Source organism: Pseudomonas sp. A-B-19, assembly GCF_019947515.1.
Lineage (GTDB): Bacteria > Pseudomonadota > Gammaproteobacteria > Pseudomonadales > Pseudomonadaceae > Aquipseudomonas.
On the sequence record NZ_JAGYGN010000017.1, the window covers coordinates 17,687 to 33,861 of the forward strand.

A 16,175-nucleotide genomic window follows, 5' to 3' on the forward strand; every position below is an offset into this window, starting at 1 on the left:
GGAAATTACTGTGGGCCGGAAAAAGCCGCGCATCATACCAGTAGCTTGGGGATATGGCTGCTTATGGCGGTGATCGTCGTCGATGTTTTGCGACAACACCAAGTACGCCATACTGCGCGCTGGTTTTTGAGGGGGATGGGTCCTGTATGAAAAGGCGTCTGGTTAGCGTGTTCGGCGTATGGATGGCGTTGTTGCTCGGGGCCCAAACGGCGGTGGCGGCTTCGGCTGCGCCACTGACGCAATTGAAGGTGCTCAAAGTCGCGTCGCCGTCCTGTGGCGTTGAAAACATCGACGAAGGACAAACCCGGACTCGCTGCGATCACAATGGCCCGAACATCACGGTGTACGTGCTGGAAGTGGGTTACGGGCGTGAGGCCCATGTCGCCCTGGACGGTTTTGAAGTCAATGGCACCCGCACACCAGTCTGCGCGTTCAAGAACGGCAACCTGACCAGTTGCACTCCCGGGGAAAAAACCGTCGGCTATTTGTATGCCCTCGATCTGGATGGCAAGCAGGAAGGCACGCTGACCTTCAGCAACACCTCGATCAACGCACCCGGCAATACGATGTCGACGCAACTTTACATCAAGTAACCACAGGTCCCGAACAAGGGTCAGGAAAGCTGACTACGCTTAAAAGATCATTCTGTGGACAATACCTGATGACCTTTAGAGCCTTGATTACCCTCGCCGAGGGCACCGATGACCTGCAAACCGTGACTCTGATCGACGTACTGCGCCGCGCCAAAATAGAAGTGGTGGTGGCGAGTATCGAAGGGCGGCGCATGCTCACCTGCGCCCGCGGCACGCGCCTGACGTCCGATGCCATGCTGGTGGATTTGCTGGCGCAGCCCTTCGACCTGATCGTCTTGCCGGGTGGTGCGGTAGGTTCGCAGCACTTGGCAGCCCACCAACCCCTGCAACAATTGATCAAGGATCAGGCGGCTGCCGGTCGCCTGTTCGCCGGCATCGCCGAGGCGCCTGCCGTGGCGCTGCAGGCCTTTGGCGTATTGCGTCAACGGCGCATGACCTGCCTGCCCTCGGCCAGCCATCAACTGTCGGGCTGCACCTTCGTCGATCAACCAGTGGTGGTCGACGGCAATTGCATCACCGCCCAGGGCTCGGCTGGGGCCTTGGCCTTTGCCCTGGCGCTGGTGGAGCAACTCTGCGGTAAAGCCACACGTACGGCGGTGGAGGGGGAGTTGCTCGTTTAGAGAACGTCAGACTTTCGCCTCTTGCTTCTCTTCATCTTTAGCTGCGTGCATGCGATCGCGGCTGGCCAGTGTCGGGAACAGTTTGACCCACGCGCCGGTTACCACCAGCGTGCCGATCCCGCCCATGACCACGGCTGGCACTGTGCCGAACCAGTGAGCAGTCAGGCCCGATTCGAATTCGCCCAGTTGGTTCGAGGCACCGATGAACAAGCCGTTCACGGCACTGACCCGACCGCGCATTTCGTCCGGGGTTTCCAGTTGCACGAACGAGGCACGGATCACCATGCTGATCATGTCCGCCGCGCCAAGCACCACCAAGACCGCCAGGGAAAACCAGAACGAGGTCGACAGGCCGAAGGCGATGGTTGCCACGCCGAAGATGCCCACGGCGGTGAACATCACTCGCCCGACGTTGCGCTCCACGGCAAACCGCGCCAGCAACAGCGACATCAGCAGCGCACCCACTGCCGGTGCCGAGCGCAACAGGCCCAGCCCCCACGGGCCGGTCAGCAGAATGTCCTTGGCGAACACCGGCAGCAACGCCGTCGCACCTCCCAATAGCACCGCGAACAGATCGAGGGAGATCGCCCCGAGAATGTCCGGACGACTGCGGATAAAGCGAATGCCCGCCAGCAGTGAATCCAGAGTGGCCTTGCCCTTGTTCAGCGGCGTCTGCCGCGCCGGCAGATTGAGCATCAGCGAACAGGCGATGACATACAGCAGCACCGTCGGGCCATACACCCAGACGCTGCCGAAGGCGTAGAGCAAACCGCCGAGGGCCGGGGCGACGATGGTTGCCGATTGCTGGGCCGATTGCGCGGCGGCTACCGCACGGGGAAACAGCGCGCTGGGCACGATGCTCGGCAGCAGGGCCTGGGTGGTCGGCATTTCAAAGGAGCGCGCGGCGCCGAGCAGGAAGGCCAGGATAAAGATCAGTTCCCGGGTGACATGGTCGGTCGCACTGCCGATGGCCAGCGACAGGGCAATCAATGCCTGCAGGGACTGGCAGATCGCCGCGACTTTGCGTCGGTCGTAGCGATCCGCGACGTGCCCTGTGTGCAGCATGAACAGCACGCGCGGGGCGAACTCGACCAGGCCGACCAGCCCCAGGTCGAGCACGTTGCCGGTCAATTGATACAGGTTCCAGCCGATGGCCACGGTAAGCATCTGGAAGCCGCTGGCGGTGAATACCCGGGCCAGCCAGAACGCAAGAAAAGGGCGATGGTGACGTAACAGCAAGGGTTCTTGGCTGGGCATCTGCGGGACAATCTGGGGAGAGGGGGAACGGCGAGATTATCACCAACCTGTAACAGGAAGTTGCCACGACAATAAAATAGTTAGCTAGATACCTATCTGGAAAGCACATGAAGCTCTGCAGGAGCGGGCTTGCCCGCGAAGGGGCCGTTAGCTTCAGCATCAATGTTGACTGGTACTCCGCTTTCGCGAGCAAGCTCGCTCCTACATGGATTTCGCTTAACTGATCGGCATTAGGGCAAGCCCGCTCCTTGGTAGTGTGTTGCTGCCTCTGACAAAATCCGTGAGGCAACTTGTCACGCGGCAAAAGACCACGCGGTTCATCCCCGAAATTGGGACTACTCTTTGAACGTTGATTGATCCAGATCAAAACCCACAAAAGGAATTGATCCGGCGGCCGCAAGGCCGGATTCCCTGCGTTGTGCTGCGTGCAAAAAAAGAACCAACAGAGATTCGCCACACTCCATATCCGTGGGGACCGTGGGTGCAGGCTTCCAGCCAGCAGCCGTACTACCTGACAGAGGAAGACTTATGTTCGGTTTAGAGGCACTTGATCTCGCCCGAATTCAGTTCGCGTTCACCATCTCGTTCCACATTCTGTTTCCGGCCATCACTATCGGCCTGGCGAGTTACCTGGCGGTACTCGAAGGCCTGTGGCTGAAAACCCATGACGACACCTACCGTGACCTCTACCATTTCTGGTCGAAAATCTTTGCCGTCAACTTCGGCATGGGGGTGGTTTCCGGCCTGGTCATGGCCTATCAGTTCGGCACCAACTGGAGCCGTTTCTCGGACTTCGCAGGCTCGGTTACCGGGCCGTTGCTGACCTATGAAGTGCTCACGGCGTTCTTCCTCGAGGCCGGTTTCCTCGGCGTCATGCTGTTTGGCTGGAACAAGGTCGGACGTGGCCTGCACTTCTTCGCCACCGTGATGGTGGCCATCGGTACATTGATCTCGACGTTCTGGATTCTTGCCTCCAATAGCTGGATGCAGACCCCCCAGGGCTTCGAGATCGTCAACGGTCAGGTCATACCCACGGACTGGCTGGCGGTTATCTTCAACCCGTCGTTCCCGTATCGCCTGATGCACATGGCCACGGCGGCGTTCGTCGCCACGGCCTTCTTCGTCGGTTCCTCCGCGGCCTGGCATTTGCTGCGCGGCAGGGACAACCCGGCGATCCGCAAAATGCTCTCGATGGCCATGTGGATGGCATTGATCGTCGCGCCGATCCAGGCGGTCATCGGTGATTTCCACGGCCTCAATACGCTTGAACATCAGCCGGCAAAAATCGCCGCGATCGAGGGGCACTGGGAGAACGTCGGTAACGAAGCGACTCCGCTGATCCTGTTCGGCTGGCCGGACATGAAGGAGGAGAAAACCAGGTTCGCCGTCGAGATCCCGTACCTGGGCAGCCTGATTCTCACGCACTCCCTGGACAAACAGGTGCCGGCGCTCAAGGAGTTCCCGCCTGAAGACCGGCCGAATTCGACCATAGTGTTCTGGTCATTCCGGATCATGGTGGGTCTGGGCATGCTGATGATTTTCACCGGTTTGTGGAGCCTGTGGCTGCGCACGCGCGACACCCTCTACACCTCGCGGCCGTTCCTGTACCTGGCGCTGTGGATGGGACCGTCCGGTCTGATCGCTCTCCTCGCCGGCTGGTTCACCACCGAAATCGGCCGTCAGCCGTGGGTGGTCTACGGCCTGATGCGTACGGCGGATGCGTCGTCCAACCATAGCTTCATGCAGATGAGCATCACTCTGATTCTGTTTGTCGTGGTCTATTTCGCGCTGTTTGGTGCCGGTCTTGGCTACATGATGCGCCTGGTGCGCAAGGGGCCGAAGATCGACGAAGGCAAGGAAACCAACGACGGTGGCCCTGGCCAGAAACGCACACCGGCCCGGCCGTTTTCCGCAGCCGACGACGACCACATCGACGCCGATCACAGCCTGACCAAGGAGATTTGAATCATGGGTATCGATCTTCCGCTGATCTGGGCCGTGATCATCATCTTCGGCATCATGATGTACGTGGTCATGGACGGTTTCGACCTGGGCATCGGCATTCTCTTCCCGTTCATTGCGGGCAAGACCGATCGCGATGTGATGATGAACACCGTCGCCCCGGTCTGGGACGGCAACGAGACCTGGCTGGTGTTGGGGGGCGCGGCGTTGTTCGGCGCGTTTCCGCTGGCCTATTCGGTGGTGCTCTCGGCGTTGTACCTGCCGCTGATCCTGATGTTGATCGGGTTGATCTTCCGCGGTGTGGCCTTCGAGTTCCGCTTCAAGGCCAGGGACGACAAGCGCCATCTGTGGGACAAGGCGTTCATCGGTGGCTCGGTCACTGCGACGTTCTTCCAGGGCGTTGCGCTCGGCGCGTTCATCGATGGGCTGCCGGTGGTCAATCGGCAGTTCGCCGGTGGTTCACTGGACTGGCTGACGCCGTTCACGATGTTCTGTGGTGCGGCGCTGGTGGTGGCGTATGCGCTGCTCGGTTGCACCTGGCTGATCATGAAGACCGAAGGCAAGTTGCAGCAACAGATGCATGACCTGGCCCGGCCATTGGCCTTCGTGCTGCTGGCGGTGATCGGCATCGTCAGCATCTGGACCCCGTTGGCCCACGCAGAAATCGCCGCCCGCTGGTTCACCATGCCGAATCTGTTCTGGTTCATGCCGGTGCCGATTCTGGTGCTGGTGACGATGTACAGCCTGATCCGCGCCGTGGCCCGCAACGCCCACTACACGCCGTTCCTGCTGACCCTGGTGCTGATCTTCCTCGGTTACAGCGGGTTGGGCATCAGCCTGTGGCCGAACATCATCCCGCCGTCGATCTCGATCTGGGATGCCGCCGCGCCGCCGCAAAGTCAGGGCTTCATGCTGGTAGGCACGCTGTTCATCATTCCGTTCATCCTGGGCTACACCTTCTGGAGCTACTACGTGTTCCGCGGCAAGGTCACCCATGAAGACGGTTACCACTAGTCCTGTGCACCGCGAACCTGAAATGTGGGAGCGAGCTTGCTCCGGGCGGCGCTCCGACGATGGCGTCGGATGCGACGCCATCGATCTTGAAGAGGATTGACGTTATGGCCGCCAAACATTCCCTGCACGACATTGAAGAAGCCGAAAAAAAGCCGCTGTGGCAGCGGCTTGGCTGGTTGGCCCTGATCTGGGTCGGCAGCGTCGGCGCCTTGTTCATCGTCGCCAGCCTGATGCGTTTGTTCATGAACGCGGCCGGCCTGACCACGCACTGACATCCCTCCCGTAGCCTCAAGGCATGGATTTACAACCTTGCGACCGGAGGTTTTTTTACCTGTTACTTGCGCGCCTTGAGGATTACGAACTTCGGGTTGGCCGCCACTTGCTCGACACCGCGGAACAATCGCGCCAGCTTGCTGTGGTAACCCAGGTGACGATTGCCGACGATGTACAGCGCGCCGCCCACGACCAGCGCTTCACGCGCCTGCTGGAACATCCGCCAGGCCAGGAAGTCGCCCACCACTTGTTGCTGGTGAAACGGTGGATTGCACAGCACAACGTCGAGCGATTGCGGTTCCTGGCCGGCCAGACCATCACCGGCACGCACGATCACGTCCCGTTCACCCAACGCTGCACGCCAGTTTTCGCGGGCCGATTGCACGGCCATGAAAGATTCGTCCACCAACGTGTAGTGGGCCTCGCGGTTTTGCAGGGCGCTGGCGATGGCCAGAACACCGTTGCCGCACCCAAGGTCAGCGACTCGCGAAGTACCGAGGTTTTTCGGCAAGTGCGGCAGGAAGGCTCGCGTGCCGATGTCCAGGCCCTCGCGGCAAAACACATTGGCGTGGTTGAGCAGTTCGATAGCCGGTTCGTCGAGTCTGTATCGCGTTGGGTAAGGCGATACAACTGGCGTTTTGTCTTGCGCCGTGGCAATCAATAGCCGCGCCTTCTTCACGGCCAACGAGGCTTGTACCGGGCCGATGTAACGCTCCAGCAAGTCGCCCGCGGCCCGGGGCAGATGTTTGATCATGGACGCGGCAACCACTTGGGCGCCCGGTGCCAGTCGGCCTTGCAGGCGGATCAGTTGTTCTTCCAGCAGGGCCAGGGTTTTCGGTACACGGATCAGCACACAGTCGAACGGCCCGGCAAGGGTTTCGCTGGCGGGTACGCTGGCCACCGCATCAAACGCCAGGCCGTTGCGCACCAGGTTCTTTTCCAGACCCTGGAAAGCCAGGAACGAATCACCGCTGCTGACCACCTGCACCTTGCCCGCCAGGCTGGCCGCCAGCGCGCCGAAACTGTCATTGAGCACCAGTACCCGAGTGTCGGCCACCGGCTGCTGTTCGGCCAGATGATTGAGCAGGTATTCATCGGCCGCATCGAAAGCTTGCAGCGGTTCATTCTGCTGTTCGGGCTGGCGGATCAGGTCGAGGCTGGCGAAGGGTGTTTCGAGCAAAGGCATGGGGCGGGGCTCTGGATAATCAACGGATGTCCCGCTGCCCGAAGGCGTTGAAGCGGGCGGAGCCGTCCGAGTGTACTGCGTCGTGAGGGTCTACACGCCATCACTCGGGAGGGGCCGCAAATGGTACGTTTTTTTGCCTGGATTACCCACAGGTTTTCCCACAGTCGGGCGCTTTCAGATGGCTCCGGACCGGGCCGCGGCGATGACTGCCGCAATCTTGTTGTTGACGCCGAACTTCTCGATAGCCCTGTGCACATGAAAGTTGACGGTGCGTTCACTCAAATTGAGGATCCTGGCAATTTCATAGGCCGTCTTGCCATCGGCCGACAGTTTCAATACTTCGAGTTCCCGCCGTGACAAGGGGGGAGCCTGGGGCCGAGCCAGTTTTTCCGGTTGCATTGCGATCGCCAGAGCGTGCAAGTGGCGGCTGATGAACACCGAGAATCCAAGATGCTCGTACAGCTCATAGGCTGAAATCGGGCAATGGCTTCTGGCCAGGCTGAAAATGCTGCGCAGGCCGGTTTCCTCATCAAAGATCGCCTGGGACCAGCCATGCTGCAAGCCTTGTTGTCGCAGCAGCTGCCATAACCATGGCGTCCTGGAAAAAAGCTCTTCACTCCAGAGAACAGGCAACATTGAGTGGTTGCAATGCGCTACTATCGGGTCTATTTGCGTGGCGTTGTTTTTTTCATATTGAGTATTCCATTCATGAGGGAAGTTGTTCAGGTTCACCGTACTGGTGTCGACCCCGAATGAGTTTGAAGTAATTGAAAAGCCACAAAATTTATATCCAAGGTTTCTAGCGAAATTGAGCGCGATTCGATAGGCCGTATTGATCTCTTGCGTGTGCGCCAATTGTTTGAGCTGCGACTCCTTCCAGATCTCCATACAGCGATCTCCATGAGTGTGTCTTCTGGGTGCAGTGTTGGATCCAGGATCCGGCACGCCACGAAGTGTAGGATATTTCCTGCGGAAGTGGTTCGAAAATTTCGCTCTTTCGACTGTTGGAAAAGTGTGCCCGAGGTTCTTAGGGAATAAGTGGTTATGATATGCCGCATATAATTTTATATGCAGGGTTGTATTCGTATTCTGTAATCGACGACTAGTGCGCATTAATGCCACTACAAATTGTCGGTGGTTACGCTGCTTTCTTTGCGGGACACTGGGGGTATCTGTTGATTGGAGTCTTCCATGTCCGTCAGTGAAGAAAAATTTACGCGTCAGACTTTGCTCGAGGTTCATCCGTTGACACCGAACCTGTTTACCCTGCGCACCACGCGGGATGCAGGGTTTCGTTTTCGGGCGGGGCAGTTTGCCCGGTTGGGCGTCACCAAGGCTGACGGCAGCACGGTATGGCGTGCCTACTCCATGGTGTCCTCGCCCTTTGACGAGTTCCTCGAGTTCTTTTCCATTGTCGTACCGGGCGGTGAGTTCACCAGTGAACTGAGCCGCCTGGGCGTTGACGATACATTGCTGGTTGACCGCCAGGCCTTCGGCTACCTGACGCTGGACCGTTTTGTCGATGGCCGCGATCTGTGGTTGTTATCCACAGGCACGGGCATCGCGCCGTTTCTGTCGATACTCCAGGATTTCGAAGTCTGGGAGAGATTCGAGCGGATCATCCTGGTCTACAGTGTTCGCGAAGCCCGGGAACTGGCTTACCAGGAGCTGATCGCGGGGCTGGCGCAACTTGAGTATCTGGCTGAATACGCACACAAATTGCAATTCATCGCCACAGTCACTCGTGAGCGGCATCCTGGCGCATTGAACGGACGGATCACCACATTGATCGAAAACGGCGAGTTGGAGCGCAGCGCGGGAGTTGCGCTGACGCCTGAGCATTCACGGGTCATGCTGTGCGGCAACCCGCAGATGATCGATGACACGCGCAAGTTGCTTAAACAGCGGGACATGCACTTGAGCCTCAGCCGGCGACCCGGCCAAGTGGCGGTGGAAAACTTCTGGTAAGCAAAACGGCGCCTCAAAGGCGCCGTTTTGCTTACCAGTGCAGTCAAGGCCGGTTGTTCTGGGCCTTGAGCAAGTCGCGGATCTCGCTCAGCAACTCTTCTTCCTTGGTGGGAACCGGCGGCAGGCTAGGGGCCACGGATTCCTCACGCTTCAGGCGGTTGATGGCCTTGACGCCCATGAAGATCGCAAAGGCGACGATGACGAAGTCGATGATGGTCTGGATGAATTTGCCATAGGCCAGCACCACCGCAGGAGTGGCGCCGTCTGCTGCCTTGAGCGTTATGGCCAGATCACTGAAGTCCACGCCTCCGATCAGCATCCCGATTGGCGGCATGATCAGGTCACCGACAAACGAGGTAACGATCTTGCCGAAGGCCGCGCCGATGATGATGCCGACGGCCATGTCGACCACGTTGCCTTTGACCGCGAAGGCCTTGAACTCGTTTAGCACGCCCATAGGTTATTCCTTGTTACAGATGAGGTAGATGAGCGCAGTGTAAATCAGCAAATCGCATCCTGCTCGAATCAACTGCCTGCTGTGCTTGCCAGCCATTGCCCCGGGTGGTGTTGAAACATTCATTGATTGACCTCATCTGGGGGCGGTCAGGCCTTCTGAGGCGTTCGCAGACGACGTTTTTTTCAGCGAAATGGCGTCATTTGTGTGGGCGAGTCAAGGTTGAACGACCATTCCTGAATCGGGACGCTCAAGATGATCGGGCAGTTAGTGGCCAAGAGGGTGCATTGAAAATTTAAAGCAACGGTAGTGGTGTGAACTGTTTCGTTAGTCTGGGGCGTCTGACAAGTTTCGCGTTTCTCTGAATCCCTGCTGCGTTTTGTGTGAGTGTTTTCGAAGTTGTGCAAAAAGTATGTAAGTGAACAAAGTCTGTATAGGTTTTCAAAACGTGCGGTATGGCATGTCCCTAGAATTTATTGGTCGAGTTGAGTAAAAAACTTATACAAGGTTTGTAGGGTGGAGGCATCTGAATATACCTGTGTTTAATAAGGTTATTTGAAGTCGTCAATAGGGGCGCGAAATATCTGGCCGCACTCGCGCGCCTTGGCTGAGCTATCATCGCGTTTTTTTTCCGGGAGTTCCGATGGCCAAGGCCAAGCGCATGTACGGCTGCACCGAGTGCGGCTCAACTTTCCCCAAATGGGCCGGCCAGTGCGGTGAGTGCGGGGCCTGGAACACGCTTACCGAAACCATGGTGGAAAGCGGCGGGGCAGCAGCCCCCAGCGGTCGTACCGGCTGGACCGGCCAGCAGGCGCAGATCAAGACTCTGGCTGAAGTCAGTGTCGAAGAAATTCCGCGCTTTTCCACCGCTTCCAGCGAGCTGGACCGGGTTCTGGGTGGTGGTCTGGTGGATGGCTCGGTGGTGCTGATCGGTGGCGACCCTGGCATTGGCAAGTCGACCATTTTGTTGCAAACCTTGTGCAACCTCGCCAAGAGCATGCCGGCGCTGTATGTCACCGGTGAAGAATCCCAGCAGCAAGTGGCCATGCGTGCGCGGCGCCTGGGGTTGCCTCAGGATCAATTGCGAGTCATGACCGAAACCTGCATCGAAACCATCATTGCCACGGCCCGTCAGGAAAAGCCCAGGGTGATGGTGATCGACTCGATCCAGACGATCTTTACCGAGCAATTGCAATCGGCACCGGGCGGCGTATCCCAGGTGCGCGAAAGTGCGGCGTTGCTGGTGCGTTATGCCAAACAGAGCGGTACGGCGATTTTCCTGGTGGGCCACGTCACCAAGGAAGGCGCGCTGGCTGGCCCTCGGGTGCTGGAGCACATGGTCGACACCGTGCTGTATTTCGAAGGTGAGTCCGACGGACGTCTGCGTCTGCTGCGGGCGGTGAAGAACCGCTTCGGTGCAGTCAATGAACTGGGCGTTTTCGGCATGACCGACAAAGGTCTGAAAGAAGTCTCCAACCCGTCGGCGATTTTTCTGACCCGTGCCCAGGAAGAAGTCCCGGGCAGTGTGGTGATGGCTACGTGGGAAGGCACACGGCCGATGCTGGTGGAGGTTCAGGCGCTGGTGGACGACAGTCACCTGGCCAACCCGCGTCGGGTCACGTTGGGGCTGGATCAAAACCGGCTGGCGATGTTGCTGGCTGTGCTGCACCGTCATGGCGGCATTCCGACCCACGATCAGGACGTGTTTCTCAACGTGGTCGGCGGGGTCAAGGTGCTGGAAACAGCGTCTGACCTGGCCTTGATGGCAGCGGTGATGTCCAGTTTGCGCAACCGGCCGTTGCCCCACGATCTGCTGGTGTTCGGTGAAGTCGGGCTTTCCGGTGAAGTGCGTCCGGTGCCGAGCGGTCAGGAGCGTTTGAAAGAAGCGGCCAAGCATGGCTTCAAGCGGGCCATCGTGCCCAGGGGCAATGCGCCGAAGGAGGCGCCGGCGGGGTTGCAGATCATCGCTGTGACCCGGTTGGAACAGGCGTTGGATGCGCTGTTCGAATAATTTCCGTTTGATACACAACCCTGTGGGAGCGAGCTTGCTCGCAATGAGGGCATGACATTCAAGTAGATGCTGCTTGTCTGGCCGCCATCGTCGGAACGCCGCCCGGAGCAAGCTCCCACAATGATTTTCGCTGATAGCTAGATCTCGATCAGCGCACCCAATTCTCGTTCAAGCTCCTGCGGGTCAGCCAGGTTGAGCTCGATCAACCGCCGCAGGCGTTCGATGGACTCCAGGCTGATGTGCCGGCAGACAAAGCCGAGTTGGCCGTGGTCTTCGTGGGTCAGTTGCACGTCCATGATGATGTCCGCCTCTTCGCCCAGATGAATGTCGACCAGAAAATTCTGCTGCGCATTGCCCTGCCACGGAACGGGTCGCTCGATCAGCAACCCCTTGAGCGACAGATCAATCAATTTCACCGACCAGATGGACTCGCCCTGACTCAGCTCGGTTCGGGCATCGAACGCAATACGCTTGAAGTGGCGACGTTTGGCAGGGTGCTCGCTCATGATGCGATCCTCGTAGATGTACGCTGACTATAGACCTGCATACTTCAAGGCGGCCAGCGCGCGCAGGTGTTCGGACCAATGTCGGGGGTATGGTCTTTGCCGTCAGGAGAGCTAAACTCGGAGTGGTTGTCTTTCTTGTCCACTCTTCTGGCTGGAATATCAAAATGAAAAATGACAAAAGCCCGCTACGCCATTTGCCTTGGCTGGTGCTGGCAATCACAGGTGCGTGCGCCCTGGGTGTCGTGGCATTGCGCCGGGGCGAGGCAATCAACGCCTTGTGGATTGTGGTCGCTGCCGTGGCCATTTATCTGGTCGCCTATCGCTACTACAGTCTGTTCATCGCTAACAATGTCATGCAACTCGATGCGCGACGGGCCACGCCTGCCGTGCTCAACAATGACGGTCTGGACTACGTGCCGACCAACAAACACATCCTCTTCGGTCACCACTTCGCGGCCATCGCCGGCGCCGGTCCGCTGGTCGGTCCGGTGCTGGCGGCGCAGATGGGCTACCTGCCCGGCACGCTGTGGCTGATCGCCGGCGTGGTGCTGGCCGGTGCCGTGCAGGACTTCATGGTCCTGTTCATGTCCACCCGCCGCAACGGCCGCTCCCTGGGCGACATGGTTCGCGAGGAAATGGGTCGCATCCCCGGCACCATCGCGTTGTTCGGCTGCTTCCTGATCATGATCATCATCCTCGCGGTGCTGGCGCTGATCGTGGTCAAAGCTCTGGCCGAAAGCCCGTGGGGTATTTTCACGGTGATGGCGACCATCCCGATCGCGATGTTCATGGGCATCTACATGCGCTACATCCGCCCCGGTCGCATCGGTGAAATCTCGCTCATCGGCGTGTTGTTGCTGCTCGGTTCGATCTGGCTCGGCGGGCAGATTGCCGCGGATCCGGTGTGGGCCAAGGCGTTCAGCTTCACTGGCGTGCAAATCACCTGGATGCTGGTCGGCTATGGTTTTGTCGCGGCGGTGTTGCCGGTGTGGCTGATCCTGGCGCCCCGTGACTACCTGTCGACCTTCCTGAAGATCGGCACCATCGTGGCCCTGGCCATCGGCATTCTGATCACCATGCCCGAGCTGAAAATGCCGGCCCTGACCCAGTTCGTCGACGGCACCGGCCCGGTGTGGAAGGGCGGGTTGTTCCCGTTCCTGTTCATCACCATCGCCTGTGGCGCGGTCTCGGGTTTCCATGCGCTGATCGCCTCTGGCACCACGCCGAAGCTGCTGGATAACGAAACCAACGCCCGCTACATCGGTTACGGCGGCATGCTGATGGAGTCGTTCGTGGCCATCATGGCCATGGTCGCCGCGTCGGTGATCGAACCGGGCGTGTACTTCGCCATGAACAGCCCGACCGCCGTCGTCGGCGGGGATGTGGTGGCGGTGGCGACAGCGGTCAGCAACTGGGGTTTTGCCATCACGCCGGACGCGCTGCAAGCGGTGGCCCATGACATCGGTGAAATCACCATCCTGGCCCGTGCCGGTGGTGCGCCAACCCTGGCGGTCGGTATCGCACAAATCCTGCACAGTGTTCTGCCGGGTGAAAACACTATGGCGTTCTGGTACCACTTCGCGATCCTGTTCGAAGCACTGTTCATCCTGACCGCGGTCGACGCCGGCACCCGTGCCGGGCGTTTCATGCTCCAGGACTTGCTCGGTTCGTTCGTGCCGGCCCTGCGCCGCACCGAATCCTGGACCGCCAACCTGATCGCCACCGCCGGTTGTGTGGCCATGTGGGGCTGGTTGCTGTATCAGGGCGTGATCGATCCGTTGGGCGGCATCAACACCTTGTGGCCGCTGTTCGGCATCTCCAACCAGATGCTGGCCGGTATCGCGCTGATGCTCGGCACCGTGGTGCTGATCAAGATGAAACGCCAGCGCTACATCTGGGTTACCTTGCTGCCGGCGACATGGCTGCTGATTTGTACCACCACGGCGGGCTTCATCAAGCTGTTCGATGCCAACCCGGCGATCGGCTTCCTGTCGCTGGCCAGAAAATACAGCGATGCGCTGGCCAACGGTCAGATCCTCGCCCCGGCCAAGGACATCACCCAGATGCAGCACGTGATCTTCAACGCCTACACCAACGCAACGCTGACCGCGCTGTTCCTGTTCGTGGTGTTCAGCATCCTGTTCTATGCGCTCAAGGTCGGTATTTCCGCCTGGGGCAGCAAAGGGCGTACGGATAAAGAAGCACCATTCCAGGCGCTGCCGGAAGCGTGATCGAGGATTTGCACCATGTTCAATGACCTGAGTCGCCTCGGTAAATACCTCGGTCAGGCCGCGCGCCTGATGGTCGGCATGCCCGACTACGACAACTACGTCGAGCATATGCAGACCAAACACCCGGACAAACCGGTGATGAGCTACGAGGCGTTCTTTCGCGAGCGTCAGGAAGCCCGTTACGGTGGCAAGGGTGGGCCGAAGTGCTGTTGATCCGGTTGTCGGATTAACGGCAATACCTGTGGGAGCGAGCCTGCTCGCGATGGCGGACTGTCAATCAACAGTGATGTTGAATGTCAAGCCGCTATCGCGAGCAAGCTCGCTCCCACATTTGTTTTGTGTTGTTTTTTCTCTGTGTGAAAAAGGAGATCCAGTTTGTCCTCTCCCATCCCCGTAACAATCCTCAGCGGCTTCCTCGGCGCTGGCAAGACCACCCTGTTGCGCCATCTGCTCAAGGCCGAGCACGGCCTGAAAATCGCCGTCATCGAGAACGAATTCAGCGATGCCGGCATCGACACCCAGTTGTTGGGTGATGAGCCAGTGCAAGTGATGACGCTGTCCAACGGCTGCGTCTGCTGCACCATCCATACGGACCTGACCAAAGCGCTTTATCTGTTGCTCGAGCGTCTGGATCAGGGCGACATCGCCTTCGACCGCCTGGTGATCGAATGCACCGGCCTGGCCGACCCGGCGCCCGTGGCGCAAACCTTTTTCATCGACGAAGAGTTGCGCGAGCGCTATATCCTTGACGGCATCATCACGCTGGTCGACGCAGCACATGCCGGCGTGCACCTGACCCAGACCATCGCCCAGGCGCAGATCGGTTTCGCCGACCGCTTGCTGGTGAGCAAACGCGATCTGGTGGACGAGCCGACTTTCACCGCGTTGAGCGAGCGCCTGACCCGCATTAACCGGCGAGCGCCGATTCGTGTGGTTGACCACGGCAGGATCGACCTGGCTGAACTGCTCGATGTCCGCGGTTTCAATTTGAACGCCGACCTTGGTGGTGGCGTGAGCCTGCGACCAGTGAATCAGGCCCCGTCTCTGGATCGCATTTCCAGCCTGGTGCTGCGCACCGACAAGCCGCTGGATATCGACAGGCTCAGTGAGTTCATGAATGAGCTGCTGGAAGATCACGGCAAGCAATTGCTGCGTTACAAGGGTGTGTTGAACATCCTTGGCGAGCCGCGGCGGATGGTGTTTCAGGGCGTCTTGAAGTTGTACGGATTTGATTGGGACACGGAGTGGGCTGACGATGAATCGCGTGAAAGCGTGATCGTGTTTATTGCTGATGATTTGCCGGAAGAGAAGATTCGCGAGGGGTTTGCACGGGTGGCGACGGTCTGAAGCTTTATGGCGTTTGTGAGGACGCCATCGCGGGCTTGCCCGCGATGCGATCTAGCTTGCAGCGCAATGTTCACGGGTTGTATTGAGCAGAGTCTGTTCCAGATAATCCAGATGCCGGTTGAGCACAATTTCCGCTTTCGCAGCATCCCCTCGCTCCAACGCATCCAGGATCTCCATGTGCACCTGCCACACGCAATAATCCATCGACTGCAGCTCAAACCGCGCAAGCGCGAACGAAATCAGCGGCACCAGGCTGTGTAGAAAGTGCGACAACGGGGCATTGCCTGCCATTTCTGCCAATCGCAGATGAAACTCTCCCGACAAACGGATTGCCCGGCCACGCTCAGCGCATTGACGCTCGCTATCGACCAGCGCCCGCAGTTGCTTCAGGTCTTGCGCGCAGGGTCGCTGACAGGCCAGCCGCACCAGCATGATCTCGGCCAGACGCCGGGCATGCAGTGTCTGCCGGGTATGCTCGGCATCAAGCTCGGCGAGGCGGGGGCGATGGTTGACTCGAAGAATGATGATCTGCTGATGGGACAGTCGCGTCAGGACTTCACGCATGTCGCTGCGCCTTGCACCGAACATCTGCGCCAGGCTTTCTTCCGTAAAGCGACTGGCCGAATGGATGCGCTGTTCGAAAATGGCATCGAGGACCCGTGAATACAGATCATCCACCGAAGGGCGGATGGGCAGGGTGGCGAGCGTTTGTGGCGAGGCGAAGCTGTTCATGGCCAATCTCCAGTTCGAAGA

General features: G+C 59.0%; 16 protein-coding genes. 10 read left to right on the top strand and 6 right to left on the bottom strand.

What is annotated here, in order from left to right:
* The first annotated feature begins 146 nt into the window (after positions 1-146).
* Both KGA81_RS18790 and KGA81_RS18795 read left to right on the top strand, forming a co-directional pair.
* Positions 147-593: a DUF4879 domain-containing protein gene (locus KGA81_RS18790; protein WP_223547656.1), complete on the top strand. Its 447-nt coding sequence runs from the start codon at positions 147-149 to the stop codon at positions 591-593.
* A 68-nt stretch (positions 594-661) separates the two neighbouring features.
* Entirely contained in the window at positions 662-1,213 is a 552-nt protein-coding gene (locus KGA81_RS18795; protein ID WP_223547657.1) for a DJ-1 family glyoxalase III, read from the top strand.
* A gap of 6 nt (positions 1,214-1,219) precedes the next feature.
* Here KGA81_RS18795 and KGA81_RS18800 read toward each other — a convergent pair whose 3' ends face one another.
* On the bottom strand, positions 1,220-2,470 hold the full coding sequence (locus KGA81_RS18800) for an MFS transporter (RefSeq protein ID WP_223547658.1): 1,251 nt from the start codon (positions 2,468-2,470) through the stop codon (positions 1,220-1,222).
* Positions 2,471-2,998: 528 nt separating this feature from the next.
* Here KGA81_RS18800 and KGA81_RS18805 point away from each other — a divergent pair.
* The 3 genes from KGA81_RS18805 (at position 2,999) to KGA81_RS18815 (ending at position 5,718) form a co-directional block, all read left to right on the top strand.
* Complete coding sequence (locus KGA81_RS18805; protein ID WP_223547659.1) at positions 2,999-4,435, top strand: cytochrome ubiquinol oxidase subunit I; 1,437 nt, start codon at positions 2,999-3,001, stop codon at positions 4,433-4,435.
* Between the two features lie 3 nt (positions 4,436-4,438).
* The gene (cydB, locus tag KGA81_RS18810; protein ID WP_223547660.1) at positions 4,439-5,446 is read left to right on the top strand and encodes a cytochrome d ubiquinol oxidase subunit II; all 1,008 of its coding nucleotides are present in this window, start codon (positions 4,439-4,441) and stop codon (positions 5,444-5,446) included.
* A 104-nt stretch (positions 5,447-5,550) separates the two neighbouring features.
* Complete coding sequence (locus tag KGA81_RS18815) at positions 5,551-5,718, top strand: DUF2474 domain-containing protein (protein ID WP_007975773.1); 168 nt, start codon at positions 5,551-5,553, stop codon at positions 5,716-5,718.
* 62 nt (positions 5,719-5,780) lie between these two features.
* Here KGA81_RS18815 and KGA81_RS18820 read toward each other — a convergent pair whose 3' ends face one another.
* Entirely contained in the window at positions 5,781-6,905 is a 1,125-nt protein-coding gene (locus tag KGA81_RS18820; protein WP_223547661.1) for a methyltransferase, read from the bottom strand.
* 174 nt (positions 6,906-7,079) lie between these two features.
* Complete coding sequence (locus KGA81_RS18825; protein WP_223547662.1) at positions 7,080-7,793, bottom strand: autoinducer binding domain-containing protein; 714 nt, start codon at positions 7,791-7,793, stop codon at positions 7,080-7,082.
* A gap of 303 nt (positions 7,794-8,096) precedes the next feature.
* Here KGA81_RS18825 and KGA81_RS18830 point away from each other — a divergent pair, with 303 nt between their 5' ends.
* Positions 8,097-8,873, top strand: a complete 777-nt coding sequence (locus tag KGA81_RS18830; protein WP_223547663.1) for a ferredoxin--NADP reductase — start codon at positions 8,097-8,099, stop codon at positions 8,871-8,873.
* Between the two features lie 43 nt (positions 8,874-8,916).
* Here the strand turns inward: KGA81_RS18830 and mscL are convergent, their stop codons facing one another.
* Positions 8,917-9,330 (bottom strand): large-conductance mechanosensitive channel protein MscL, encoded by a 414-nt coding sequence (gene mscL, locus KGA81_RS18835; protein ID WP_223547664.1) that lies wholly within the window; start codon positions 9,328-9,330, stop codon positions 8,917-8,919.
* A gap of 640 nt (positions 9,331-9,970) precedes the next feature.
* Here mscL and radA point away from each other — a divergent pair.
* On the top strand, positions 9,971-11,338 hold the full coding sequence (gene radA / locus KGA81_RS18840) for a DNA repair protein RadA (protein ID WP_223547665.1): 1,368 nt from the start codon (positions 9,971-9,973) through the stop codon (positions 11,336-11,338).
* A gap of 137 nt (positions 11,339-11,475) precedes the next feature.
* On the opposite strand, the gene KGA81_RS18845 is transcribed toward radA, so the two are convergent.
* A complete protein-coding gene (locus tag KGA81_RS18845; protein WP_223547666.1) occupies positions 11,476-11,844 on the bottom strand; it encodes a PilZ domain-containing protein in 369 nt (122 codons plus the stop codon).
* A 164-nt stretch (positions 11,845-12,008) separates the two neighbouring features.
* Here KGA81_RS18845 and KGA81_RS18850 point away from each other — a divergent pair, with 164 nt between their 5' ends.
* The 3 genes from KGA81_RS18850 to yjiA all read left to right on the top strand — a co-directional run bounded on the left by KGA81_RS18850 (position 12,009) and on the right by yjiA (position 15,422).
* Complete coding sequence (locus KGA81_RS18850; protein ID WP_223547667.1) at positions 12,009-14,075, top strand: carbon starvation CstA family protein; 2,067 nt, start codon at positions 12,009-12,011, stop codon at positions 14,073-14,075.
* Positions 14,076-14,090: 15 nt separating this feature from the next.
* A complete protein-coding gene (locus KGA81_RS18855) occupies positions 14,091-14,288 on the top strand; it encodes a YbdD/YjiX family protein (RefSeq protein ID WP_007937254.1) in 198 nt (65 codons plus the stop codon).
* Between the two features lie 162 nt (positions 14,289-14,450).
* The gene (gene yjiA / locus KGA81_RS18860) at positions 14,451-15,422 is read left to right on the top strand and encodes a GTPase (RefSeq protein WP_223547668.1); all 972 of its coding nucleotides are present in this window, start codon (positions 14,451-14,453) and stop codon (positions 15,420-15,422) included.
* Positions 15,423-15,473: 51 nt separating this feature from the next.
* Here the strand turns inward: yjiA and KGA81_RS18865 are convergent, their stop codons facing one another.
* A complete protein-coding gene (locus KGA81_RS18865; RefSeq protein ID WP_223547669.1) occupies positions 15,474-16,154 on the bottom strand; it encodes a GntR family transcriptional regulator in 681 nt (226 codons plus the stop codon).
* Between the last annotated feature and the right edge of the window lie 21 nt (positions 16,155-16,175).